Below are 26,699 nucleotides of genomic sequence, written 5' to 3'. Positions count from 1 at the left end.
GAATATAGAATATCTTCTAGTCTTGAGCCTTACGAATGGACATTATCCACATCAACGACATTAAAGCCTTCGGCTATCTTGGCGTTTTACCAGAAGAAAACGTTCTTGGTCAGTGGTTTCATGTTGACTTAAAGATATTTATCGACCTTTCAAAAGCTGGAAAGACCGATGCGCTAGAAGACACCCATAGCTATGTAGAGATTGTTCAAGAAACCAAACAACTCATTCAAACCAAAAAATATAAGCTAATTGAAAGTCTTGCTGATGCCGTTGCGACCCGTGCCCTAGGCAGCGACGAGCGTATCGAAAAGATCAACGTAAAAGTCACCAAACCCACACCTCCTATTCCAGATTTTGGAGGCACCGTTGGCGTAGAAATTACGAGAGAAAGAAGCTAGCGGATGAACGTAATCTCGTTTCCACTAATGCGTACGCTATAGCCAGTGAAACAATTCTTTCCTAAAACAACAGTTGCGTTGTCTGGCGCGTTGGCGGAGCCTCCTTTCGGGAGAATCGCAACCTCCACGTCCGTCACAATCAGCGATCCAATTACTACCGATCTCAACCGCGCAATCGATAGCTCCATAGGCGTCCCATCTGCTAGATACACATACTGATAGCTGACTTCTTTGAGTCCTAGCTGCTTTGCTATTCGCTGGGTGATGATTGAGTTTGGCGCATTGCGATCGATCACCATATCAAACTTAGCAATGCCGTCGAACATAGCCTCTACCACTGGCAAGTGACGATCGAACGATTTGATCGGAACAATGATCCCTTTGCTTTTGCCATCTTCGGATTGGGTTTTGATCTGCCGCATAGACTGAGCGCTTTCTGTAGCCTGCTGCGTATTAATCTGCTCCGGCCACGACATTTCTTCATGACTGTTCTCTACCTTTGATGAATCTGATGAAGGCCACGGCTCTGGTGAAGGTACAAAGGGAGGCAGATCGCGCAACGGCTTGATCGCATCAATACATTGCTGCGCGTTCTCTTTATCTTTTTCGTTTAGATAGCACCGCGCGGCCTGCTTGTAGGCGCTAATTGCACTCTCACCATCTCCTAACAACCCCAACGCCTTACCTAATAGCCGATGTCCGCCTGCTAGCTCTGGCATAAGCGTGATCGCCTGCCGACTATCTGCGATTACTCCTTCCACCTGATCTAGACTCAACCACACCAAAGCCCTAGCTAAATATAGTTCCGCTGTCGGTGCTAGCTTAATCGCCCTAGCGTAATCTGCGATCGCCCCCTCTCTATTTCCTAACCGCTTGCGAATCCGCGCTCGCTGTACATACACCTGCGCCCACCCAGGTTCCATTTCAACTAGCTCATCCAACAGCGGCAACGCCTCAAATACTTGCCCCACAGCAATCAAAGATCGTGCTCGCCTAAATTTCTCTGCCGCCGTTTCAAACGTCATATGTTCCTCGGCATTATCTATCTTCGAGATTATCGACCATGGCCATCACCTGATCGCACCATGTCAGCCATGAGGTCTCGTAGGCAATGCCACGCTTGAGCGTAAGGTATTTGAACTGCGCTTCTAGATCACTATCTTCGATTTCATCTTTTGCAAGATAGTCTGCTTCTATCTTACGATATCGATCAAGTTGGTCACTATGTACTTGCTGTCTATGTTTCACTTCATCAATTAGAAGCTGACGCGGCATTTTATGACCGATCAGAACCTTTACCAGTAAATCCTCGCGAATAGGCGTCGGCTCAGTCGGCTCGGCATACCAGCGCGTGAGTTCTTGCCAGCCGTCCTCAGTAATATGATAGATCTTCTTATCGGGCTTACCTGCTTGCGGCACCGCTTCAAAGTCAACCCAGCCATTTTTTGTGAGCTTAGTAAGTTCTCTGTAAACTTGCTGCTGCGTAGCTTTCCAATAGCAGCTTAGCTCCTCGTCGAAGTGCTTACTGATGTCGTAACCGCTGTCTGGCTGCTTGGAAAGTAGGGCCAGAATAGTGTGCGATAGAGCCATTTTGTTCTAGGAGGCAAGTAATAAAATCTGAATTGACATATCCAACATGTTGAGTATACTTTAATCAAATACTACACAACAAGTTGAATATCAACTAATTGAGTATGAATGCTGATTCTTCTCCCTCGAACCCGTCCGAGGATTCCTCTGCTCGTCAGTTGCCCAGCACTTTCAAGAAACGCCTAATTTCCTTACCTGCTGTTAGCTGGAAGCTACTTCTGGTGGTGCCACTGATCCTAGCGCCTGTAGTTTGGCTAACAAATTCGTGGGGTGACGAGGATACCGTGGCTGAAACCGTGCAGCGCCTGCCCGTAGAGACAATACGGCTGCGTTCGGCAGATAGCTATTCAACAGAGCGGGCCTATTCTGGAGAGCTGGTTGCTCGGCGCAGCAGCAATATGGGCTTCGAGAGAGGCGGAACGGTTACCGCGTTGCTAGTCGATGAGGGGGATGTCGTCAGTGCAGGTGAGCCACTGGCGCGGTTGGATATGCGAGATTTAGAAGCGCAGCGATCGCAGCTAGAAGCCCAAAAGAGACAGGTGCTGGCTCAACTGCAGGAATTAGAAACGGGGCCGCGTAGAGAAGACGTTGCCTCAGCAGAAGCAGCAGTGAGTGATTTGCAAAACCAGCTGGAATTAGCAGAATTGCAGGCGCAGCGACGAGCCGATTTGTTCGCTCAAGGCGCAGTTTCTGCTGAGGAACTAGACGAAAGGCGATTTGGTGCCAATGCGATCGCCGATCGACTGCAACAAGCCCAAAGCCAGCTAGAAGAATTGCGCAACGGGACTCGCCAAGAGCAGATTAGTGCTCAAGCAGCCCAGGTAGATCAAATCGATGCCCGCATCCGCGCCATCGACGTGTCGTTAGATAAGAGTGTGCTGTACGCCCCGTTTGCAGGAAAGATTTCTCAGCGGCTAGTGGACGAAGGCTCGGTTGTCGGCGGATCTCAGCAGGTGATGAAGCTAGTAGAAAATGGCGCGATGGAGGCGAGAATTGGTGTTCCAGAGCGGGTAGCACAGCGGCTAACGGTAGGAGAATCGCAGGCGATACAGGTGGGATCGCGAACCTATTCAGCGCTCGTAAGCGCGAAACTGCCGGAAGTCGATGAGAACAGCCAAACGGTCACAGTGGTTTTGGAGATTGCACCAGATAGTGATTTGACCATTGGCACCACCACGAAGCTGGTAGTAAATGAACAACAGGCCTCGTCTGGTTATTGGTTGCCAAGTACAGCGCTGGTGGCAGGAGAGCGAGGGTTATGGTCAGTGTACGTGCTCACTAAAACAGAGGAAGGGGAACTAAATGGAGAGGAAGCATACCGGGTAGCGAGGCGCGATGTAGAGCTACTGCATTCTGAGAATAATGGGGAGACGGCACGGTCTTTTGTGAGAGGTTTGGTGTCAGAGGGCGATCGCGTCATTGTCAGCGGCACTCACCGAGTTGTTGTAGATCAGTTGGTGATTCCTAGCGATATTTCTTCTATTCAGCCCGCACCTGGCAAGACCATTTCTAGCGGGACCACTTCTAGCGAGACAGTGCGATGAATGTGTTTTATCGAAATCGACAGCTTCTATTCCTGACGCTGACGCTGATTGTTGTTTGGGGCATTTCTGCGTTCTTGACTTTGCCAAGGCTAGAAGATCCTGAGATTGTTCAAAGGAATGCTTCGATTACGACTCTTTTCCCAGGAGCAAGTGCTGAGCGAGTTGAATCACTCGTCACTGAGAAAATAGAAGAAGAGTTCTCTGATGTTGAAGAAATTAGCAACATCGAATCAACTTCTAGCCCCAATATTTCTGTAGTTACGATAGAGCTAAAGGATGCCGTAGCAAACGTTGCGCCTGTGTGGGCAAGGATTCGTAGTCAGCTAGAGGATGTGACCCCAGAGCTACCGCCGGGGGCGCAAGATCCGGTGTACGAAGATGCTGATGTTGCAGCCAATGCCCTGATCGTAGGGCTGACCTGGGATTTAGAATCACCGGTGAACGCTGCCCTGTTGCAGCGAGTAGCGGAAGGTTTAGAAGATCAGCTGAAGGTGATTCCAGGTACGGATAAAGTAGAGCTATTCGGGGTGGCGGATGAAGAAATTCAGGTTGTTGTAGATCAGGCGATCGCGGCGCGGTTGGGATTGACGGCAGAGGCGATCGCGCAACAAGTCCGTGCGAGCGATGCCAAGGTCTCAGCAGGAACGCTGCAAGGCGATGCTGATGAGCTGCTCCTAGAAATTGATAGCAACTTGGAGTCTTTAGAGAGAATTCGCCAAATTCCGATCCGCGTGGGCGACGACGGACAAGCAAGAATGTTAGGCGATGTGGCGACAGTCTCAAAGGCCGTACAGGAACCGGCTGAAGAATTAGCGCTCATTGGTGGCAAGCCCGCCGTTGTGCTGTCAGTACAGGTAGAATCGAGCTTTCGAGTAGATGATTGGGCCCAAGAAGCAAGACAAGTGCTCGCAGCATTTGAAGAGACACTATCCGACGGGCTCAGCCTTACAACTGTGCTAGACCAGAGCCAGTATGTACAGCAGCGGCTCAACGGTGTGATTGGTAATCTGTTGCTGAGTTCTGGGCTGGTGATTGTTGTTTCTCTATTTATGTTAGGCTGGCGCTCTGCGGCAATCGTGGGTTTGGCCTTGCCTTTGGCGACACTGATGGTGTTTGGCGCGATGAAGGTGCTAAATATTCCGCTACACCAGATGTCCGTAACAGGCTTGATTATTGCGCTGGGTTTGCTAATTGACAATGCCATTGTAGTTGTAGACGAAGTCCAGATCCGCTTGCGAGCTGGCATGCATCCTAGTGAGGCCGTCAGCGAAACGGTGAAGCATTTAGTCGTGCCGCTGGTCGCCTCTACGTTAACCACTGTGCTGGCGTTCATTCCTATTGCCACCTCACCTGGCGGCACCGGAGAGTTTATTGGCACGATTGGAACAACGGTGATTCTAGCGCTGTTGAGTTCTCTCGCACTTTCACTCACCGTGATTGCTGCAATGATTGGATTGATCTATCGCAGATGGCCCTCACGGATGGGAACACCAGCTGCGCCGCTACCGGCTGCTTCCGCCTCTAGTCATCCATCTAAACGGTGGTGGGCTAACCAGTGGTGGGAAGGCGGCTTTTCTAATCGGGCGCTGAGCACAGCTTATGCTAATAGCCTATACCTGACTTTTCGTCGTCCTATCCTTGGTATTGGGGTGGCGCTAATACTGCCGATTCTTGGCTTTGTGCAATTCGCAAGTCTGCCTCAGCAGTTCTTTCCCCCAACAAACCGCGACCAGTTTCAAATAGAGTTTGAGATGCCCGCTCAAACAGCGATGTCATTGACGCGATCGCAAGTACTCCAGGCGAGAGATCTGATCCGTGAGCATCCCGCCGTCGAGGAGGTGCATTGGTTTTTGGGCAAAAGTGCGCCTTCTTTTTTCTACAATGTAGTCGCGTCTAGAGAGAATGCACCAGACTACGCCCAGGGCATCGTTCAGCTAAACAGCGCTGATAACTTACGAGACACAATCACCACACTCCAACAACAGCTAGATGCAGCGTTTCCACAGGCTCAAGCTTTAGTGCGTCAGCTAGAACAAGGGCCGCCTTTCCCAGCACCCATCGAGCTACGGCTCTACGGTTCTGAAATGTCACGTTTACGAGAGATCGGCAATCAGCTACGCGGCGAGCTAGCGCAGATTCCTAGCGTGATTCATACCCGCGCAGATATGAGCGAAGTACAGCCAAAGCTGGCTTTGCAGGTGAGTGAAGTCGCCGCACGGCGGACGGGGTTGGACAACAGTGCGATCGCCGCTCAGCTCAATAGTACGCTAGATGGCGCGGTGGGTGGATCTTTGTTAGAAGATACGGAAGATATTCCAGTGCGGGTGAGAGTAGGTGATGCGGTTCGAGGAGACTTGAGTGCGATCGCCTCAACCGATCTACTTAGCACTAATGGTACGTCTGACGGGGCAAATCCCGTGCCGCTTTCTGCTGTAGCAAGCATCGACCTTGTTCCTGATATTGCCACTATCGCCCACTACAACGGTCAGCGAGTAAACAATGTGCAGGCTTTCCTTACAGCAGGCGCCTTGCCAGACACAGTGCTCACCCAATTTCAACAGCAGCTAGAAGAAAGTGGCTTCGAGCTGCCGACGGGCTATCGGATTGAATATGGTGGGGAGGCTGACGCTAGAGGCACCGCCGTCGGCAATTTGCTAGCGTCTGTAGGCGTGCTAGCGATTCTGATGGTGGCCACGCTAGTGCTATCGTTTAATTCGTTTGCGATCGCGGCGCTGCTGGGTGTGGTTGCGGTCTGCGCGGTGGGACTAGCGGCAATGGCGCTATGGGTGTTTAACTCTATCTTTGGCTTTACCGCTATTCTCGGAACGCTGGGTCTGATTGGTCTGGCGATCAATGATTCTATTGTCGTACTAGCAGCGCTGCGAGAAGATCCGCTGGCTAGAACGGGCGATGTCAAGGCAACGGTACAGGTTGTGCTGAAAGCCACTCGGCATGTGGCCGCAACGACGGTGACAACCATTGTCGGCTTTGTGCCGTTGATGCTCGATAGCACCGGATTTTGGCCACCCTTGGCGATTGCGATCGCCGGCGGCCTTGGCGGGGCAACCCTGCTGGCGCTCTATTTCATTCCATCCGCATACATTCTAATTTTTAGGCAATCAGATAAGCAATCAGATTTGCGCTTAGAAACCTCTCACTGAAGCTTCACTCTACGAATAGAACAGCTCAAGTAGAACAAACATTATTCGTTTGCTGCTACCATACTCAGTGCAACAGCTTCAGCAACTTTGATGCCATCAACAGCAGCCGAGAGAATACCGCCTGCATAGCCTGCACCTTCTCCGGCCGGATAGAGACCTGGAGTGTTCAAACTTTGAAAGCGTTCATCTCGTTTGATCCGGATAGGAGAAGAGGTACGCGTCTCAACACCCGTTAAAACAGCGTCTTTCATCGCGAATCCTTTAATCTTTTTATCGAAAGCAGGGATGGCTTCACGAATAGCGGCGATCGCATAGTCCGGCAAACTCTCACTTAAGTCACACAGATGCACGCCCGGTCGATAGGTCGGCTTTACCTGACCAAATTCCGTCGAAGCCTTCCCTGCCAAAAAATCTCCGACTAGCTGCCCTGGAGCTTCGTATGTCTCGCCGCCTAGCTTAAAAGCATTGGTCTCTAACTGGCGCTGAAGCTTAACGCCACCTAGCGGATCGTCAGGGTAATCGACTTCTGGCGTAATCCCAACCACAATGCCGCTATTGGCGTTGCGGCCGCTACGCTCGTATTGACTCATACCGTTGGTCACCACTCTGCCTATTTCAGAAGTCGCTGCTACCACCTGCCCACCTGGGCACATACAAAAGCTGTAGACCGTGCGACCATTCGCACAGTGATGCACTAGCTTGTAGTCTGCAGCTCCTAAAATGGGATTTCCAGCATTGTCTCCATAGCGCTGCTGATTGATCAGTGGCTGCGGATGCTCTATACGAAAGCCGACAGAAAAAGGTTTTGGCTCGATATAGACGCCCTGCTGATGGAGCATCTCAAAGGTATCGCGAGCGCTGTGACCAACTGCTAAAACAACGTGATTGCTGGCAATAAAGTCTCCATTTTCTATGGTAACGCCGCGAACCTGACGATTCTCTCCTTGTCTATCCAGCTCAATCTTTTCTACCCGGCTTTGAAATCTAATTTCTCCCCCTAGCTCAATCACCTGATTACGAATATTTTCAACAATCTTGACTAGGCGGTAGGTGCCAATGTGTGGCTTACTGATATACAAGATTTCTGGAACAGCGCCATTCTCAACTAGCTCGTGTAGTACTTTGCGCCCGTGATGGTCATTATCTTTGATCCGGCTATAGAGCTTACCATCAGAGAAAGTTCCGGCGCCGCCTTCGCCGAACTGGGCGTTGGATTCGGGGTTGAACCTACGCTTACTCCAAAATCCGAACGTGTCTTGCGATCGCTCATGTACTGCCTTCCCTCGCTCTAACACAATTGGCCGAAACCCCATCTGGGCTAGCAGCAGCGCCGCAAACATACCGCAGGGGCCAACGCCGATCACAATCGGACGCATCTCTAGATCATTAGGCGCTTTGGCAACATATCGATAGCCCATATTGGGAGTTGGAGACACGCGACCTGTCTTTTTGAACTTCCTCAGCAGTTGTTTTTGTTTTGGCGTTTCAATATCGAGCGCATACACCAATGAAATAGCGTTTTTCTTTCTAGCATCGTAGCTACGCTTAAAAACTGAAAAATTTTTAAGATCAGCATCACCGATCTTAAGCTTTTGAAGGATAGCTGCTCTTAGATCAGCTTCAGTATGATCTAGAGGAAGTTTGACTTCTGTGAGACGCAGCATAAAAGAAACTTAAAACTTTCGAAGAGAACAAGCTGAAGCTCAAGAGCTAAAGAATACCTTTGAGCTTCAGTTCAAAATCTGGAAGAACAGAGCCGTCCGATACAGACGAAGGGTTGATTAGAACTTTTACATCCTGATCAGGGCGATAGATCTCGACCTGACTATCCGTTCGGTTGATCAACCACCCGAGTCTGGCGCCATTGTCTACATATTCTTGCATCTTGGCCTGAAGAACCGAGAGGCGATCGGTTTTAGAGCGCAGCTCAACGACAAAATCAGGACAAATAGGGGGAAACTTTTCCTTCTGCTCCGGCGTTAAGGCATCCCACCGCTCAATCTGCACCCAAGAAGCATCTGGCGCTCGATCGGCTCCATTAGGAAGCCTAAAAGCAGTAGAAGAATCAAATACTTTGCCTAGTCCCTTACTTTCGTTCCACATCCAAAGCTGAGCGTTGATATCAGCGTTCCGGATTCCCGTTTCTCCACCAGTAGGGGGCATCAAGATTAATTCTCCATTGGCGCTACGCTCAATTCTGATGTCACGATTAACGCGACATAGTTCATAAAACTGCTCGTCCGAGAGTTTCGTTGACGGAGGCATCTGTAGCGTTAGAGCAGTCATAGAGCTATTTCACAACGAAATGCTAGCAACACAAAGCGGTGAATACAGTGTATCGCAGACCTCTGTCTGCTGGTAATGTCCGTCAAGGCTATTTGCCAATGCAGAAGCGGCTAAAAATCTCATCAAGCATAGATTCTGTGATTTCTTCTCCAGTGACCTCGCCAAGGGCGTGAATGGCTATGCGTAGGTCAATTGTCCAAAAATCAAGCGGAAGGGCATTGGCTATGGTCTGTTCGACTTGGGCGATCGCAATATCAGCCTGGGTAAGCGCGGCGGCTTGACGCTGGTTGATGGCGATGTCGGTATTAGCAGCGGTGAGATCGCCCGCGTTAGCAGCACTGAGAATAGCGGCTTCAAGCTCGGGGATGCCATGGTTGACGGCAGCAGCAGTGTGGACGATGGGGGAGTGAGGGAGTGGGAGGGTGGTGGGATGACTATCAGCTAACAGGTCAATTTTGTTGACTACGATAATATGAGGCGTGTCTTTGATTTGCTCGTAGAGGGCTTGGTCTGCCGCTGTCCAGCCAACGGTGGCGTCTATGGTCAGCAATACGAGATCGGCGGATTGAGCAGCCGTTAATGAGCGTTCAATACCGATTTTTTCGACTTCGTTGGTGGCAGCGTGAATGCCAGCGGTGTCAAGGACTTGAATCGGGATACCACCGACGATGAGCTGCGACTCGACGACATCACGGGTGGTACCAGGCAGATTGGTAACGATTGCCCGGTCGCTTTTGCTCCAGGCATTGAGCAAGCTAGATTTGCCGACGTTGGGCTGGCCGATGATGGCGACTTTAAGACCAGTACGAAGTAATTCACCTTGATCAGCGGTCAACAGAACTTGGGCGAGCTGATGATGAATGGATTGAAGGCGCGATCGCACGTCATCTTCATTGATCGGTGGTAGATCATCGGCAAAGTCTACCCGTGCTTCGATCTCTGCCAGTACATCTAGACACTGACTACGAAGCTGACGAATAACCTCAGCTAGCTTACCTCTAATTCCCATTAGCGCCGTTTGAGCAGCCTGTGGGGACTGAGCGCCAACTAAATCGGCAACGCTCTCAGCCTGAGTAAGATCTAGGCGTCCGTTCAAAAAAGCCCGCAGGGTGAATTCACCTGGTTGTGCTAGCCTAGCGCCTTGCTGTAGGCAGAGCTGAAGCACCTGCTGCACTGCCATAATGCCACCATGGCAGTGAAATTCGACGACATCTTCGCGGGTGTAAGAGCGAGGCGATTCCATTAGCAGCAGCAGCGCTTCGTCAACGATGGTCTGCTGGCTGTGGATATGTCCATATAGGATGCGGTGGCTTTCCCAAGGCTGTCGTCCAGGCGCGTGAAAAAGCTGTTTGGCGATCGCGATCGCATCTAGCCCAGATAGCCTAACGATGCCAACGCTCCCTTGTTCAGGGACAATGGCAGTAGCGATCGCCACGATGGTTTCAGCTTGGTGGATGGTCTGAGGCATGATCGAATGGGCACAGGGCGTAGAGCAGCGGTCTGTTCAGAAACTGTATGACCTAAGCCACAACATATCAATTACAAGGGGATTGCTCAGGAGTACGAATCTAAAGATAGGAAGTGCCTCTTTGTAGTATTACGGCCAACTTATCACTCACGCGGTAGATGATTTCATTCGCTGGTATAAAATAAGCTGAGTGGACGCATATCTCTCTGGCCTCCTGCCACTAGGTAAGGTGCAAGACTTTAAAGGTAGTATTTTGAGGCTGGCTTCAAAATACTGTTGGGCTACAACCCATTAGAGTCCTCCCAAAAAACCTTTCTTGAGCTGAGGTGAAAAGACTAGTGATATATCCTTCGTAAGCTATGCAAAATTCGATGTCACAACCTGATACTGCAGATTACGATAGGTCGCTACCGCCATCGAAAGGAGATCGCTATTCGCTATCTGCTCTAGACTTGGCTGCACTTAGAGAGTCCATGCACAGAAGCTCAGCGAGTGAAGCGTCTGCTACAGTGCGCAGAGAGTCTACAGGAGATGTAGAGTCTTTGGCTTTGATGGAAAGGCCGGTGCCGCTCTTTTCTAGTGAACAGTCAAACAGAAAAAAGAGAGCTGCTAGACAGAGAGCGTTACCCAATAATTCTGTGCTAAAAAGATTCAATTTACTTTACTGGCGGCGGTTGTTTCGCTACTTTTATATTCGCTTTTTGAGAATGCAAGGCAGCCCTCATGCGATCGCCAGAGGTATTGCTGCTGGCGTGTTTGCTGGGGCATTTCCGCTACTAGGCTTTCAGACGATCATTGGGGTTGCGATCGCCGCTACGATTCGTGGCAATAAGATTATGGCCGCTGTCGGCACGTGGATTAGCAACCCGCTTACCTACGTTCCTATCTTTGCGCTCAACTTTCATGTCGGTCGTTGGCTATTGCGCCTACCTAACGACATTATGATGCCATCTGCGTCTGCTGGCACGGAAGAGTGGATGAGCCTAGGCGTGTCTGCAAGTGCGTCGCTGCTACTAGGTTCTTTCGTGGTTGGTATAGCTGCAAGCTCCATTGCTTATTACTTTGGCCTGCGGATTGCTCTGTTTCGAGAAAAGAAACAGAGCGATAGAAGGTAGAGTAGTCCACCTTTGCCATCGAATTGGGTATTGATCTAAAATCATTAGATGTATTGACCGGTCTAGTTTTAGCTGTTTCAATGCCAATCAAATGTAATTGTTAAAATGTTGGCAGAACCATGCTGGCAGAACCAGTGAGAGGTTACTGAAACTGAAACCAGTGCTTTTCTCAATCATAGTGACAGTATTCTGTAGTGAGTTATCTGCATTTTTAGTAGATGAAGTTCAGTAGATGAACGCATCGAAGATACATTGAGGAAATATGTGATGAAACTTTGGCTAATCCGACCTAAGCAGTTAGGCCGTCGAAGGTGGGCTTTAGCATTGGCAATGATGACTCTGGTTCCAGTAGGAGGCTACACCCTGCGCTCTGGCTCAGCCATAGCTCAAACGAATAGTGGTCCTGTGCATCAGTCAGAGCGAGTGTTGAGTGTTACTGGGGTAGGGATACAGTCAATCCCTACTACGCTAACTCAAGTTAATCTAGGCGTGAACATAGAAGCAGAGACGGCTCAATCAGCTCAACAGCAGGCGGCTCAGCAGTCTACAGCCGTGATTGAGTGGTTGCAATCGCAAGATAATGTGCAAAAGTTAGAGACAAGTGGCATCTCGCTTAACCCTCGCTATGACTATGCAAACAACAGGCAGAGGCTAATTGGCTACCAAGCGACTAACACCGTTAGATTTAGAGTACCAACCGAAGCGGCAGGACCCCTCATAGATGAGGCTGTCAATCGAGGTGCGACTCAAATCAACGGCATTAGCTTTGTCGCAGAAGATGATGTGACTACTGCAGCTAGACAGCAAGCACTTGCTAACGCTGTTGAAGATGCGCAGCAGCAGGCGGACACGGTGCTAAGTACATTAGGACTCTCTCGCGCAGAAATTGTGAATATCTCTATTGGCTCTGTTAGCGTCCCTGTTCCTCGTCCAGAAGCTGTCGAAAATCGCCTAGCTGATACTGCTGCTAGCACCATCGTCCTCGGACAAGAACAAACCATCAGTGGACAAGTAACCTTGTACATCAGCTACTAGCTAGATTCCAAACGAGCTGGTTTCCACAAGCGAACGCACATTAGCTTACGACATCGGACACAGTTGATTGTCATGTGCGAACAAATCAACAATACCAGCGGTATTTAGCTGTTGCTTGCGCTCGCAACGTTGATTCCTCTATCTTGTGAGTAATTACTTTTTAGAGACAGAGTCAAGGTTTTGGTTGTTTCAAAGAATTACTCGAAAACTTTCTCTAACAAAAGCAGAAATAACCTCCCTCGGCCGGTTGAGCCTCTACTACAAGATCTTCTGCAAGCAGATGCGTTAACAAAAGCGTCTTGTGGTAGTTGAAGTGTTTCCTACCTATGAGACGACGGCAACAGAACTTCAATGCAGCGGTCTAGTTCGTTTATCCATCTCGAACGTATGTTCCACTGAAATCCCAACTATTTATGAGCTTTCTAAAGCAGCACAGAGCAAAGTAGATAACCCTCGAACAAATGAACCAAAAGAACTAGGATATGAGAGCTTACCTATCGCTAAAGTTATATTTGTGTCTCACATTTCCGTAGTCTCTATTGATAAATTCCTCAATGCAGCGGGTCCAATTTTGGATGTGCGTAGTCCGGGTGAATTTGAGCAAGGTCATATTCCAGGCGCGATTAGCTTTCCGCTATTCACAGACGAAGAACGCGCTAAAGTGGGCATTTGCTACAAGCAACAGAGCAGAGAACAGGCAGTAGAGCTAGGGTTCGATCTCGTAGGTCCCAAACTAGGAGAGTTTATCCGACAAGCAAAAGTGTTAGCTCCTGATGGAGCGGTGCGAGTTCATTGCTGGCGTGGTGGGATGCGTAGCGGTGCGATCGCTTGGGCACTTGATCTTGCAGGCTTTGATATAGTTACGCTCGAAGGTGGTTACAAAACCTTTCGCCAGTGGGTTCGCAGTACTTTATCTATTACTAAGAAGATTGTTCTGCTAGGGGGCATGACCGGCACAGCCAAGACAGATATTCTGCATGCACTAGCCGAGCAGGGTGAACAGGTGCTTGATTTAGAAGGGTATGCTAACCACCGTGGCAGCAGCTTCGGCGCACTGTGCTTACCGCCCCAGCCTAGCACTGAACAATTTGAAAACATTTTGGCGCTCGAATGGCAGCAATTTGTCCCTGATCGACCGGTTTGGATTGAAGCAGAGAGCCGGCGAGTGGGTGCCTGTCGAATACCCGCAGAGTTGTTTGAACAGATGGAAGCGGCCTTTGCTCTAGAGATTACTCGTCCTATCTCAGAGAGAGTAGCGCTGTTGGTAGATATCTATGGCAAAGCGACACCTGCCGATCTAATCTCAGCTACTGAGCGAATTCGTAAACGGCTAGGAGGACAAAGAACGCAAGCCGCGATCGCTGCTATTCAAGTAGGCGATCTAGCTACTGCTGTCTCAATTACCCTTGACTACTATGATCGCACCTATCGCTACGGGCTCGAGAATCGCGATCGCCTTGTTCCAGAGATAGCCGTGACAGGGCTTTCCTCCAGTCAAGCGGCTCAAAAGCTACGCATGTTCTTAGTCAATAGCTCATATACTATTAAGAGCAAATGCCAATAATAATTCTGTCTATAGTCTGACCACATGAAAGTTTGCTTAGGCTACGATAGGCACATTCAATTCATCACATATTGAGATCTGTAACAGTATTTATCTATCGGTCTCTCTTATCTGAGTGGGTAAACTCTGGGTGCGCAAACCGTAGAAGACCAAGCCTCTAAAAAAGATGACCACTTTTTATTACGCAATAGCTGGTATTACTCTTATCAGCGTCCTGATTGCATTCGTGAATGACGAGGATGCCGTGCTATCGCCTGAAGCCGTTCTGTTTATCTTGGTTGCGACTCTGCTTAGCCCTGTGACCTTGCCTTGCATCATCTTTAGGCAAATTCGACGCTTCAAAGAACGACGGCAAATAAGTCGAAGACTACAGAGTTTACAGTAACTACAGCTTTAGCTGATGGCTAAAGTCATCGGATAAAGACGATAGATAGCTATAAGGAGGCTGGCTTTTTGATAAAGGAGCGTTCCTAAATCGACTGCATATGCGTCTCAGCTTCTATCAAATGCTTGACTAGAGTAGCTTTTGGTAGAGGGCCCTCTAGATGGTCCCAGGGGAGTACCTGTTCAGTTGACCACTGCTCATATACATAGAAGTCTAGGGGTGGCAAAGTTCCTTTTAGCGCCTTGAACGCACGGCGATAGCTGCCCAAAGTGTCGCCATAGCCTCGTGTGAGCTCTAGTAAATCGGCAAGTCTGCGATCGCCTCTTGAAATGAGCGTTTGAATTACGGACCAGCTATAGCTTTCCGGCCGAAAATCTATGCCACAAGGTTTGAGCCGCTTACGCAAAAACTTGAGTCGCTTCTCTGCTTGCGGGTTGACACCATACCACTGAAACGGCGTATGACTTTTGGGCACAAATGTACTGCATCCTAGCGTCAGTTTTAGACCGGGTACCTGCTTTTTGAGCGTAATCATCAGCGCCGCCGTTTGGTCAAGATCGTCCTCATTTTCCCCAGGTACGCCAGCCATACCGTATAGCTTCAACGAGGCTAGTCCACCCAATTTAGCCTGATGCGCTGCGGTTCCAATCTCATCAGTATTCAGCTTTTTGTTGATAATATCGCGCACCTTTTGGGAGCCGCTTTCGATGGCGATTGTGATTGACTTAGAGCCATGAGTGACCAAAGTTTTTGCAAGCTTTTGGTTGACTGTATTTGTTCTCACCGACGACATACTTAGCCGCACATCGTCATACTGAGGCTGGTTGAGATAGTCCAGCAACGCTTCAAACTCAGGATGCTGTGTAATCGATGCGCCTAACAGCCCCAGCCGCCTAGTTGCCTGCAATCCTCTCTCGATCGCTGGAATCAGCGAGGCTTCGATACTAGCCGCTCGAAACGGTAGGGTCAGATAGCTCGCCAGACAAAACCGACACATCTCCGGACAGCTACGCACCACCTCTACCATAAAGATATTTTCCCAGGCAGCTTTTTCGGTCACTACTGTTGAAGCCGATAGCACATTGCCGCGATAGGTTTGCTTTTTGACGACAGCAGGCACTTCTTTATCGATAGGCGCAATAGCAGCAATCGGTCCTAATTTAGAGACATAAGTCACCGCATAAAGTTCGGGAACATAAACGCCTGGAACCTGCGCCAGCGCCTTGAGTTGAGCTGATCTGTCGGCATGCCGTACCCGCTGATACTCGTCTAGAAAATCGTGCAGCAGCGTTTCGCCATCACCTAGCAGAATGACATCGAAAAAGGCCGCAAACGGTTCTGGATTAGCCGTTAAAACTGGCCCACCGCCAAATACCAAAGGGTGATCTGCTGTTCTCTCCTTGGCTCTTATAGGAATGCGCTGATCTTCTAGCAGGTCTAGTACATTGACATAGTCCAGCTCCCAAGACAGGGAAAATCCCATCAGTTCCGCTCGCACTGGCATTGACTCGCGCGCGTTGGTAAACAGACGACTCACTTCAATATCTGCTCTTTGTGCCAGTATTGACCACACCACTTGATAGCCCAAGCTGGTGATACCAACGCTGTATTCGTTCGGAAATGCATAGATTAATGGCACCGCATCCGCCACTGAGGCCGCAGGTGTAAACAAACACTTTTCTAATGAGAAAACAGAGTTAGGCACAAATCAATCAGTAAAAATCAACGGTATGAGGCAACGGTGAGCTATAGAAAAATATAAAAGATATAGAAAGCACAGCTATAAAAGCCTAACGTATAAAAAAGCAGGAGCGCTTGGCCCCTGCTTCTCTTTCCTATGCTGTTTTATCCGCTTTTTCACCGAGATCAAAAGTAACGACCTACAGCAGGGACTAACCTTCCCACTTGCTAGCAACCAATTCCGCAAGATCAACAACGCGCTGAGAGTATCCCCACTCGTTGTCATACCAGGCGATGACTTTGACCATGTCGCCGTCCATCACTAAAGATAGCTGAGAGTCAATAGTTGCAGAGACGTTTGTTTTACGGAAGTCGACAGAGACTAAAGGCTCTTCGGTGTAGCCTAAGATGCCTTTCATATTAGTCTCAGCGGCATGCTTGAGCACATCGTTCAGCTCGTCAGTGATTGTCTTTTTACTGACTTGAGCCACTAAGTCGACGATAGAAACGTTAGGGGTCGGTACACGTAGTGCAATTCCGTTCAGCTTCCCAGACATTTCTGGAATGACTAAGGCAACTGCTTTAGCTGCGCCAGTAGTTGTCGGAACAATGTTGACAGCCGCGGCCCGCGCCCGACGGAGATCGCGGTGACTCGCATCCAAAATTCGCTGATCGCCTGTGTAGCTGTGAGTAGTGGTCATTGTGCCTTTGACAATGCCAAAGTTGTCGTTGATGACTTTAACAACCGGAGCTAAGCAGTTAGTGGTACAGCTGGCGTTGCTGATGACGTTTTGCTTATCGTGTGCATAGTCTTGATCGTTTACGCCCATGACGTAGGTACCAACATGCCCACCTTTCCCAGGCGCGGTGATCAAAACTTTGGTAGCACCTGCTTCAATGTGACGAGAAGCACCTTCTTCACTATTGAAAACACCTGTGGACTCGATGACCAGATCAATGTCCCATTCTTTCCAAGGGAGGTTGCTAGGATTGCGATCCGAGTAGCACTTGATGACATTGCCATTCACAGTCATTGTGTCGGTATCGTATGAGATATCTGCATCTAGCCGACCGAGCAAAGAGTCGTACTTCAACAGGTGGGTGTTGATCCGAGGATCTGATGTGTTGTTGACAGCAACCAGTTCCAGATTACTGTTTTCGCGTGTCAACCAACACCGTAGGAAGTTCCGGCCAATTCGCCCAAAACCATTAATTGCTACTCTAACCACTGCGCGCTAACCTCGTATTTTCAGATACAGAAAATGACTTAAAGTTAAGTCTCTATAAGCAACCCTAATCATATCGCATCATCGTCACCTGCATTTCTTACTTAGGTCTTTATACCTATTAGTAAAGATGAGAGAGATGTCGAGGTTGGCGTTTCAACGTAGTTTGATACATAAAACCCGTAATGGGTATGTTCTGACTTGAAGAGGCTATGTATGAATACCTATCTAAATGCTTAGTCGAGTAAGGTCGAATGAGGTTAGCTAGGGTCGCACTGGAGATTCCTGTTATGATACGCCTGATTATTTTGATGTGCCACGGCTTGAGGGGAAATTAAACATGCTGAATTCAGTAGATTTCAGCGGCAGACCGTTTCACTTTATTGGAATTGGTGGAATTGGGATGTCGGCTCTGGCGCATGTTTTAGCAAGCCGTGGGCTGAAGGTCTCAGGATCTGATCTGCGTTTGAGCCATATTACTGAGCGGCTTGCGAATCAAGGGGCGCATATTTTCAATCAGCAACGAGCAGAGAATTTAGACTTTTTTACAAATAAGGACAAAGAGAAAGCCGAAGGGCGGCAAGCAGTTTTAACAGTTGAGAATGTCACGGTGCTGCCAAAGGAGGCCAGAGTACTCCAGACGATGCTACCTCAGGTAGTTTGCTCGACAGCCATCGGTGAGAGCAACGCGGAGTATAAACAGGCACTGGCTTTGGGGTGTCCGATCTTTCATCGATCGGATATCTTGGCGGCGCTAATGAATGAGAAAAAAGGCATTGCGATCGCCGGTACTCATGGCAAAACCACCACAAGTAGCATCACCGGTTATTTGCTACTCAAAGCCGGCGTTGATCCGACGATTATTATTGGTGGGGAGGTCAGTGCCTGGTGTGGCAACGCCTACGTTGGTCAGAGTGACTACGTTGTTGCTGAGGCGGATGAATCAGATGGATCTCTAGTCAAGCTGTCGTCTCAGATTGGGGTGATTACCAACATCGAGCTTGATCATCCTGACCACTACACTAGTCTCGATCAGGTAGTGGCTATCTTCGATCAGTTTGTCACCAAGTGTAAAACGGTGGTGGGTTCGATTGATTGTCCGACAGTGCGCGATCGCATCCAGCCGACTATTTCCTATAGCGTAGAGGCAGAGGCTAAGGCTGACTACAAAGCCATTAATATCGTCGAGACTGCTGATGGTATGACTGCCGATATCTTGGAGCGAGGAAAGCTCTTGGGGAATCTCACCATTCCGCTTTTAGGTCTGCACAATCTGAGTAATACCCTAGCAGCGATCGCGGTAGCACGACTGCTGCACGTTAGCTTTGAGAGCATCCAAACTCATCTGCCTAACTTTAAAGGAGCCCGTCGCCGATTTGAGCACCGTGGCTTTCACAACGAGATTTTGTTTGTTGATGACTATGCCCACCACCCTAGCGAAATCAAAGCAACGCTAGCTGCTGCTCAAGTTCAACGATCTCAACAGTTGCCATCAGGCCGCGGGCGTAGGATTGTTGCCGTTTTTCAACCTCATCGCTATAGCCGGGCAACGACCTTGCTGAGCGAATTCTCTACTTGCTTTGAAGGAGCTGACCGCCTGCTAGTCACTGATATCTACAGCGCCGGCGAAGCTAATCTCACTGGGATTACCGGTGAAAAACTAGCAGATGTGATCGCTCAGCACTTACCTAGCACTGAGTATTGCGGCACGTTAGAAAATACCAAGCGAGTGCTGATGACGAGCCTAAGCTCAGGCGATATCGTGATTTTCCTAACGGCTGGCAACCTCAACCAGATTATTCCTGAAGTGATGGCTGCCTATACCTCCGTGCCTGCGCCTGAAGCCGCACTTACTTAGGAGGCGCTACTGACCTAGATAAATGCTCAAAAAGATAGCTGGCGAAAATGGCTGACAACGTACAACTTGTAGACAGCTTGCATTCAGATGCTTCTGGTGTAGACGCTGCTCAAGCAAACCTCAATATCATCGCCGGGGCGCCACTCGCCAAACTTACCAGCTTACGGGTCGGAGGCAAGGCAGAGTGGCTAGTGCTGCCAAAGACAGTCGCTCAGCTACGATCCGCTTTGGCTTGGGCAAGAACAAGAGAATTGAGTGTCACTATGCTAGGAGCAGGGTCGAATCTGTTGATTAGCGATCGCGGCTTGCCCGGTCTAGTTGTTTGCACCAGAGCGCTCAGACAGAGTTGCTTCGATGCAGTTACCGGTAGAGTGACCGCTGCTGCCGGAGAGCCTTGGTCGTCGTTGGCCTGGAAAGCGGCTCGTCAGGGGCTCAAAGGGTTTGAATGGACTATTGGTATTCCAGGCACTGTCGGCGGAGCCGTTGTAATGAATGCGGGCGCCCATGGCGGAGAAACGGCCGACATTCTAGTAGAGACCGAAGTTGTTGATCCTGATGGCACACTGAGCACCTTAACGCCTGCTGACTTAGGCTTTCGATATCGAACGTCTAATCTTCAGGGGAGCGATCGCACCGTCGTTTCGGCTACTTTTCAGCTCAGTCCTGGCCACGATCCTACCCAAATCAAAGCGGCTACAGCTAGCGACCTAAGATCAAGGCGAAAAACTCAGCCCTACCACCTTCCTAACTGTGGCAGCGTCTTTCGCAATCCTTTACATCACAGTGCCGGTAGCCTAATTCAGGCAGCCGGACTTAAGGGCCACCAAATTGGTAAGGCCCAAACTTCCACCCTTCATGCCAATTTTATTGTCAACCTAGGAGGTGCCCGGGCTGATGACGTTCTCGCTTTAATTCATTACACCCAAGCTGTGATTGAAGAGCGTAACGGTATCCGACTCGAACCCGAAGTCAAAATCATTGGTGACTTCGACTCTCCCAGCTTCGACTCCCCCCGAGCCAGTGCTATAGTTTGACAGTCGATTTATCAAACAAACTAAAGAGCCATGACAAAAGGACAAGGATTTGGATTCGGCCTTGGCAAAATGAAAGAGCTAAGCGAGGCCTTTAAAAAAGCACAGCAGGTTCAAGAAGGGGCAAAACGCCTTCAAGAAGAACTTGAGCAGATGGAGATTGAAGGCACCGCTGGTGGTGGATTAGTCAAAGTCATCATGAGTGGCAACCAAGAGCCGCGTGGCGTAGCGATTTCTGAAGAGGCTCTAGGCGAAGGTGCAGAAGTCCTTTCTGATCTGGTCAAAGCGGCGATGCTAGATGCATATAACAAGTCCACAGCAACCATGCGTGAGCAGATGGAAGAGCTAACAGGTGGACTGAGCCTACCAGGAATGTAGTTTAGTAACCCCAGATACAAGAGCGTCTATGCCTACCCGCCTTCTCTTTGTCTGCTTAGGCAACATCTGCCGCTCGCCTTCGGCAGAAAACATTATGAATCATCTAGTTGCCCAGCGATCGTTAGGTGACAAAATCGTGTGCGACTCGGCAGGTACTAGCAGCTATCACGTGGGCAGTTCACCCGATCGCCGAATGAACGTAGCCGCTCAGCGACGAGGAATGACGCTAGTAGGCCAGTCTAGACAGTTGACAGCAGCCGATTTGGAGACTTTTGATCTGATCCTGGCGATGGACTACAGCAACTATCAAAATATCCTGAATCTGGATGAAAGCAACTGCTATGCCCACAAGATAAAGCTGATGTGTGACTACTGTCGAAGTCATCGTGATAAGGAAGTTCCAGATCCTTATTATGGTGGCGAGGCGGGATTTGACTATGTGATTGACCTGCTTTTGGATGCTTGTGATGGACTGCTTGCAGAGGTTGAACCTAAGTAAGCGCTGATCATTAAGGAACGTTTCAATTTCCTAAAGCTCTGCCTTGTTATCTTTACAAATCAATAGTTCAGCTAGCAGCTGGGTACTATGTTTTCCTAATCAACCAGAATTAATTAAACCGAACCATAGTCTTCTAAAAGACCCATAGTTCTTTAAAGGAGATATCTGTGGGGCGCAATAAATGATTTTGGGTGGTAGCTAAGTATATGGATTTAACAAATTTGAGCAAATTATTAAATCTTCGCTCTTATAGCAGCTTCAACTATGACAATAGAGATAACCCCCAATGCTAATCTCTTGTGACTCGAAAGCTATCTTCAACAGCTATCGTTCAATCACCTTAAGCTAACTAACTATTTTTAGAACCTGATTTTCAGGACAGATTTACAACTACTTGGCAGGTTTCTATAGCGATATTCCGTTTTGTTCAGTATTACTGTATCGCTAGACTAACTTGGCTGACCGCTATCTACTCGCACGACATACCTATCGCAGGACATACCTAGGGTATCTCTAGAAAGTGTAGTAAATAGCTCCATGAATGAAGAATCAATGAACAACTGAGCGTTCAGTTTCGTCAGCCTAGTCTTTTGGATAGAACATTGTCGGAAACACATATGACTTTTCCACCTAGCTTGCTCCAGTCTGCTTCTTGTCAGATGGTGAACCAACAGCTAGGCCGCATTTTGATTGTTGATGATACACCGACTAATCTATTTGTATTGTCCAAACTACTGACTTCTGCAGGTTATGAAGTCATTCAGTCATCCAACGGGCTTGAGGCGCTGATGCTGGCACAGAGCCATCAACCTGCTCTGATTCTGCTAGATATCATGATGCCCGATATGGATGGCCACGAAGTTTGCAGACGGCTGCGCACGGTATCAGCTACTGCTCATATTCCAGTAATTTTTCTGAGCGCGTTGGATGCTCCTCTCAATAAAATCCAAGCGTTTCGCAGCGGTGCGGCAGACTATGTGACTAAGCCGTTCCAGACTGAGGAGGTGATCGCTCGTGTACAGTTGCAAATCGAGCTACGGCTAGCCCGGAAGCGGCAAGAGCAGATCAATGTTGAGCTAGAAAAACGTGTTAATGAAAGAACACAGCTACTTGAGCTAGCTCATAGTCAAATGCTCGATCTAGCTCAAAGCGATCGCCTGACTCGTCTACCCAACCGGCCGTCGTTCTTAAGACGTTTAGACAATGTGATATCACATTCTCAAGACGATCCCCAGACGTCCTTTGCAGTTTTATTTCTAGATTGTGATCGCTTCAAAAGGATCAACGATTCGTTGGGACATCGCATTGGTGATCAGCTTTTGAAAGGCATTGCTCGTAGGCTTACCAACCTGGAGCAAAAGCACGTCGAAGTCGATATGGTAGCTCGCTTTGGCGGCGATGAATTCGGTATTTTGCTAGTAGGTATTGCTGACCAAACGGCTGTGACTGCTTTTGCTGAAACTGTTTATGGAATCCTTTCTCGACCCTTCTTGCTCGCTGGGCACAATATTTTCTCTACTGCCAGTATTGGTATGGTATGGGGCGATAGCAGCTATGCTTCTGCAGAACATTTGCTGCGCGATGCGGATGTAGCGATGTATCAAGCCAAAGCACACATGCACCTCAAGTATTGCTGGTTTGAACCGGGCATGCACCATCTGGCTGTGAAGCTATTGAATCTCGAGACAGGTATGCGCCTAGCCCTGCAAAGGGAAGAATTCGAGGTTCACTATCAACCAATCATTGATATAAGGCGCATGAAGGTAGTCGGCTTTGAAGCCCTCGTGCGTTGGCGGCACCCGGTAGAAGGGTTAATTCCGCCCAACGATTTCATTCCGTTTGCAGAGGAAACAGGCTTTATTGTTGAGCTAGGCGCACAGGTCCTAAAGATGGCCTGCATGCACATATCTGACTGGGAAAAAGCCGGTGTGCTAGATAGCGAGATTACGATTAGCGTCAATATTGCTGCAGAGCAGCTTTTGCAGCCTTCTATTCTAAGCCACATACAGCACTGTATAGACTCTGCAGGTATCTCTGCACACCGCTTGAGGTTGGAGCTAACGGAGCGGGCTCTGATTGGAGATCATGAATTAGTAGATGAAATCTTGCAGGCGCTAAAGCAGCAGAATATTCGATTAAGTATCGATGATTTTGGTACAGGATATTCTGCGCTGAGCTATCTGCACCAGCTACCCGTTGACTGCTTGAAGGTAGATAGATTATTCGTCAAGTCAATCACCGATGATCCAGACAGCCTGGGAATTGTCCCGCTGATTATTAGTATGGCCAAGACAATGAATATGGAAGTGGTAGCCGAGGGTATCGAAAATAGCACGCAGCTTAATCAACTGCAAAAGCTAGGCTGCCAGTATGGTCAGGGTTATCTATTTCATAAAGCGGTCGGTGCGGACGAGGTAGCTGCGTTGTTGTCTACGCCAATTTATAGCTGGTTAGAGCCAGCCAGCGACTAACTACTGGCTAGCGAACTGGTTTTAACTGCTAGTTTTGGCGGCTAGTCTTTCTAGAAAGGCTATTGCCTGAAGATAAAGTCATAGCCAGTATATGTTTCCAAGTCATCGTTCAAGGCAATCTACACTCGGGGAATAGTAGTTCGGATGAACTGCTATTGTCTTATGATCCCAATAGTCGATCATGAGATCGACTTTGGGATGTTGGTCTAGGGGTAGAGACTAATCACGTCGGTGGAGTCTTAGTGTAAACAATCGCTAGCGGCAACCCTTTGTACAGCAAGTGTCGAGGTCATTTCTTGTCAGCATGAATCGTACTGTTGTTTGGTTTCGCCGAGATCTGAGAATTGCAGACCACGAGCCGCTTTATCGAGCCGCCCGGCGAGGCCTGATTGTCCCTGTCTTTGTATTTGATCGGGCGCTGTTGAAGCATCCAGAAACGGGATCGGGGCGAGTACGGTTTATGCTGAGCTGTCTTGCGGCTTTGGATGAGGACTTGCGATCGCGTGGCGGCAGATTGATTTTGCGCTCAGGCGATCCAGTAGAGGTGCTGCCGAAACTAGTTAGAGAGACTCAGTCTGATGGCATTTATAGCTATATAGACTATGAACGGATCTATGGACGTGTGCGAGATGCACGCTTGAACCAAGCGCTAACTAGAGAAGGTCTAAAAGTTCGCTGGTTTGAACCTTTAGGTGGCACACCTGATTTGGTCCCCTATCCGGACTATCGACAGCTTTGGTATCAAAGCGTGCGATCGCCTCAAATCCCGACTCCTCAAAAAATCGAAGTTCCCCCCGACATCTCATCTGATGAACTGCCATCGTTGGAAGCGGTTGGCCATATCTCAGATGGCATGTTGGTGCCTCAAGGGGGCACTATCGAGGCCCGTAAGCTGCTTAATCTTTTTTTTGATGAACGCAAAGCTCAACGGTATTACTGGCAGCTTTCCTATCCAAGTGCGAACGCGACTAGTGGCCTAAGTCCGTATCTCAAGTATGGTGCTATCTCTATTCGGGAGTGCGCACAGACAATCTGGGACAGGCAGGCAGACCCCCGCTGGTGGACCGATAAAAGGGTTGAGCGCAGTGCTCATCAGCTACTTTCTCGATTGCGATGGGGCAGTGGGTTTACACAGCGGTTTCGGTATCTGCCGCAGCTTGAAGTGCGATCACTCTATACCCCTTTTGAAACCGGACCAAGCGATAGCTTGCTGCCTGCTGAGGAGCTTCAAAACGGCGGCTGGGACGATAACTTTGAGCACTACGAGGCTTGGAAAAATGGTGAGACGGGCTATCCCATCATTGATGCTGCGGCTCGCTGCCTAAAAGAAACTGGTGGCTGGCTCGCACTTAATTTTCGTGTCCGCGCTATCTATGCTAGTTTCCTTTGCAATCTAATTGGCATGGACTGGCGATATGGCGCTCTGCATTTCATGCGCTATTTAATTGATGGCGACTGTCCGATTGATCACTATCAGTGGGCTCAGCAGGCGGGTGTCACTCACTGCCTAAATAAAGCGTGGATTCGGATCTACAATCCGCAGCAAGAAGCGATTGATCGCTGCGATCCGCAAGGTCGTTTTGTCTATCGCTGGCTACCAGAGTTAAGACATCTCAAGCCCGAGCAGCTAGGAACGCCGCCAAAGGTGAAGGGATATCCTCAGCCGATTTTGAATTATGCACAGGCGCGCGATCGCCGAACCAAACGGATTGATGATCTTCGCCACCATATCATCCACGCTACAGACATCAACCCCTTCCTGACTAGGATGCCAAAAGACGTCACTCCTTTCGGCGCAGATCTCTTCCCTAGCGATGTCAGCTGGACCCAAAAGAACACCGATAGCCTTTTCCCTGCTGCGCTAGATCTAGATTGCCTGGACAAGCAACAATCCAAAATTCTTCGCACTTGGTTCGTTACCCACGGCGGCTGGCTAAACAACGTCAGTTCGGGATAAGGAAAGCTCGAAGAAAGGAGGATAGGTAAGCTGAAGTTGTAAAACCCATCAGCCCTATCCTCCACTATGTTCAGCTTAGAAGAACTGTTCTGCCACGTCGATGACTTCTGCCAAGTGTTTGAACCCCTCTGGCAGCGTCAACTGCTAAGCCACCATCTAAAGACGCGACAACGCGCTCGTTCGCTGAGCCTAAGCGAAGTGATGACGATACTCATCGGCTTTCACCAAAGCCACTACCGCACCTTCAAACACTACTACGTTCATCATGTATGCCAGTACTGGAAGCAAGCGTTTCCAACGCTAGTCAGCTATAACCGCTTTGTCGAATGGACGCCCTCTTGTTTGTTTCCCTTGTGTTGTTATCTGAAGCGCTGCTTCGGCCGTTGTACAGGCATTAGTTTTATCGATGCGACCAGTCTATCGGTCTGCCACAACCGTCGCATTTGGCAGCATAAGGTCTGCAAAGATACGGCAGCTAGGGGCAAAACCTCTGTCGGCTGGTTCTATGGCTTCAAGCTACACCTCGTGGTGAACGAGTGCGGTGAACTGCTCAACCTCACCCTGACCCCGGGCAATACGGACGACCGTGAGCCCGCCTTTGACTTACTTACTGGACTATGGGGAAAAGTCTGCGCAGACAAAGGCTATGTATCGAAGCAGCTGGCCAAGCAACTACTCGACGCGTTCAACATCGAGTTCTTTGCTAAGCCTCGGCGCAACATGAAGAACCAGCTAGTGCGGCTAACTGACAAGCTACTCTCGCGCAAACGTTCCATCATCGAAACGATTATCGACCAACTGAAGAACATTTCGCAGATAGAGCATTCTCGTCACCGTAGTCCGGTCAACTGCTGGGTCAACATCCTCTGTGGACTGATTGCTTATTGCCACCAACCGAAGAAGCCTTCTCTCCATATGGAATGGGAACTTCCCCCTGCTGCTTAACCCGAACTGACGTTAAACAAGTCAAAACGGCAAAAAGTTCGCCAGAAAGGCCGTCAGAAACGCGAAGCTAAAAAAGACCACGCTCAGCTGAATCTGCTAGGCCTAGAT

General features: G+C 49.2%; 20 protein-coding genes. 13 read left to right on the top strand and 7 right to left on the bottom strand.

All coding sequences use genetic code 11. The annotated features are described in order from the left end of the window. Positions 1-35: 35 nt before the first annotated feature. A complete protein-coding gene (gene folB / locus S7335_RS00480; RefSeq protein WP_006455480.1) occupies positions 36-398 on the top strand; it encodes a dihydroneopterin aldolase in 363 nt (120 codons plus the stop codon). Here the strand turns inward: folB and S7335_RS00475 are convergent. Both S7335_RS00475 and S7335_RS00470 read right to left on the bottom strand, forming a co-directional pair. Continuing rightward, positions 395-1,423 (bottom strand): aspartyl protease family protein, encoded by a 1,029-nt coding sequence (locus S7335_RS00475; RefSeq protein WP_006454974.1) that lies wholly within the window; start codon positions 1,421-1,423, stop codon positions 395-397. The two genes, folB and S7335_RS00475, sit on opposite strands and share 4 nt — an antisense overlap. Before the next feature lie 13 nt (positions 1,424-1,436). Continuing rightward, positions 1,437-1,988: a PadR family transcriptional regulator gene (locus S7335_RS00470; RefSeq protein WP_006457406.1), complete on the bottom strand. Its 552-nt coding sequence runs from the start codon at positions 1,986-1,988 to the stop codon at positions 1,437-1,439. 104 nt (positions 1,989-2,092) lie between these two features. Here S7335_RS00470 and S7335_RS00465 point away from each other — a divergent pair, with 104 nt between their 5' ends. Continuing rightward, complete coding sequence (locus S7335_RS00465; RefSeq protein ID WP_157620037.1) at positions 2,093-3,532, top strand: efflux RND transporter periplasmic adaptor subunit; 1,440 nt, start codon at positions 2,093-2,095, stop codon at positions 3,530-3,532. Then, a complete protein-coding gene (locus tag S7335_RS00460; RefSeq protein ID WP_006454076.1) occupies positions 3,529-6,693 on the top strand; it encodes an efflux RND transporter permease subunit in 3,165 nt (1,054 codons plus the stop codon). Before S7335_RS00465 ends, S7335_RS00460 begins: the two co-directional genes overlap by 4 nt. A gap of 41 nt (positions 6,694-6,734) precedes the next feature. Here the strand turns inward: S7335_RS00460 and S7335_RS00455 are convergent, their stop codons facing one another. The 3 genes from S7335_RS00455 to mnmE all read right to left on the bottom strand — a co-directional run bounded on the left by S7335_RS00455 (position 6,735) and on the right by mnmE (position 10,447). Then, positions 6,735-8,357 carry an NAD(P)/FAD-dependent oxidoreductase gene (locus S7335_RS00455; protein WP_006454750.1) on the bottom strand — a complete coding sequence of 541 codons (1,623 nt, stop codon included), beginning with the start codon at positions 8,355-8,357 and terminating at the stop codon, positions 6,735-6,737. Positions 8,358-8,403: 46 nt separating this feature from the next. Then, positions 8,404-8,979 carry a Uma2 family endonuclease gene (locus S7335_RS00450; RefSeq protein ID WP_038015321.1) on the bottom strand — a complete coding sequence of 192 codons (576 nt, stop codon included), beginning with the start codon at positions 8,977-8,979 and terminating at the stop codon, positions 8,404-8,406. 88 nt (positions 8,980-9,067) lie between these two features. After that, a complete protein-coding gene (mnmE, locus tag S7335_RS00445) occupies positions 9,068-10,447 on the bottom strand; it encodes a tRNA uridine-5-carboxymethylaminomethyl(34) synthesis GTPase MnmE (protein WP_006456124.1) in 1,380 nt (459 codons plus the stop codon). Between the two features lie 359 nt (positions 10,448-10,806). On the opposite strand from mnmE, the gene S7335_RS00440 reads away from it, so the two are divergent. From S7335_RS00440 to mnmH, 3 genes are all read left to right on the top strand, one after another. Further along, on the top strand, positions 10,807-11,562 hold the full coding sequence (locus tag S7335_RS00440; RefSeq protein ID WP_083785022.1) for a DUF2062 domain-containing protein: 756 nt from the start codon (positions 10,807-10,809) through the stop codon (positions 11,560-11,562). Positions 11,563-11,829: 267 nt separating this feature from the next. Further along, positions 11,830-12,597 carry an SIMPL domain-containing protein gene (locus tag S7335_RS00435; protein ID WP_006454525.1) on the top strand — a complete coding sequence of 256 codons (768 nt, stop codon included), beginning with the start codon at positions 11,830-11,832 and terminating at the stop codon, positions 12,595-12,597. A gap of 514 nt (positions 12,598-13,111) precedes the next feature. Beyond that, entirely contained in the window at positions 13,112-14,161 is a 1,050-nt protein-coding gene (gene mnmH / locus S7335_RS00430) for a tRNA 2-selenouridine(34) synthase MnmH (protein WP_227499917.1), read from the top strand. 470 nt (positions 14,162-14,631) lie between these two features. Here mnmH and S7335_RS00420 read toward each other — a convergent pair whose 3' ends face one another. Continuing rightward, positions 14,632-16,251: a radical SAM protein gene (locus S7335_RS00420; protein WP_038015317.1), complete on the bottom strand. Its 1,620-nt coding sequence runs from the start codon at positions 16,249-16,251 to the stop codon at positions 14,632-14,634. A gap of 187 nt (positions 16,252-16,438) precedes the next feature. Further along, entirely contained in the window at positions 16,439-17,455 is a 1,017-nt protein-coding gene (locus S7335_RS00415) for a type I glyceraldehyde-3-phosphate dehydrogenase (protein WP_038015315.1), read from the bottom strand. Positions 17,456-17,792: 337 nt separating this feature from the next. On the opposite strand from S7335_RS00415, the gene murC reads away from it, so the two are divergent. The 7 genes from murC (at position 17,793) to S7335_RS00380 (ending at position 26,591) form a co-directional block, all read left to right on the top strand. Continuing rightward, positions 17,793-19,310, top strand: a complete 1,518-nt coding sequence (gene murC, locus S7335_RS00410) for a UDP-N-acetylmuramate--L-alanine ligase (RefSeq protein WP_006455710.1) — start codon at positions 17,793-17,795, stop codon at positions 19,308-19,310. A gap of 47 nt (positions 19,311-19,357) precedes the next feature. Continuing rightward, the gene (murB, locus tag S7335_RS00405; RefSeq protein ID WP_006456800.1) at positions 19,358-20,344 is read left to right on the top strand and encodes a UDP-N-acetylmuramate dehydrogenase; all 987 of its coding nucleotides are present in this window, start codon (positions 19,358-19,360) and stop codon (positions 20,342-20,344) included. A 30-nt stretch (positions 20,345-20,374) separates the two neighbouring features. Continuing rightward, the gene (locus S7335_RS00400; RefSeq protein WP_006454791.1) at positions 20,375-20,719 is read left to right on the top strand and encodes a YbaB/EbfC family nucleoid-associated protein; all 345 of its coding nucleotides are present in this window, start codon (positions 20,375-20,377) and stop codon (positions 20,717-20,719) included. A gap of 28 nt (positions 20,720-20,747) precedes the next feature. Beyond that, on the top strand, positions 20,748-21,218 hold the full coding sequence (locus S7335_RS00395) for a low molecular weight protein-tyrosine-phosphatase (RefSeq protein ID WP_006454485.1): 471 nt from the start codon (positions 20,748-20,750) through the stop codon (positions 21,216-21,218). 617 nt (positions 21,219-21,835) lie between these two features. Next, complete coding sequence (locus S7335_RS00390; RefSeq protein ID WP_006456223.1) at positions 21,836-23,689, top strand: EAL domain-containing response regulator; 1,854 nt, start codon at positions 21,836-21,838, stop codon at positions 23,687-23,689. A gap of 304 nt (positions 23,690-23,993) precedes the next feature. Then, entirely contained in the window at positions 23,994-25,646 is a 1,653-nt protein-coding gene (locus tag S7335_RS00385; protein WP_006453873.1) for an FAD-binding domain-containing protein, read from the top strand. Positions 25,647-25,712: 66 nt separating this feature from the next. After that, on the top strand, positions 25,713-26,591 hold the full coding sequence (locus S7335_RS00380; protein WP_006453390.1) for an IS982 family transposase: 879 nt from the start codon (positions 25,713-25,715) through the stop codon (positions 26,589-26,591). Positions 26,592-26,699 lie beyond the last annotated feature (108 nt).

Origin of the sequence: Synechococcus sp. PCC 7335 (assembly GCF_000155595.1) — a bacterium.
Lineage (GTDB): Bacteria > Cyanobacteriota > Cyanobacteriia > Phormidesmidales > Phormidesmidaceae > Phormidesmis.
Note: the sequence above shows the minus strand (reverse complement) of the source record. Positions and strands in the feature narration are given on the sequence as shown.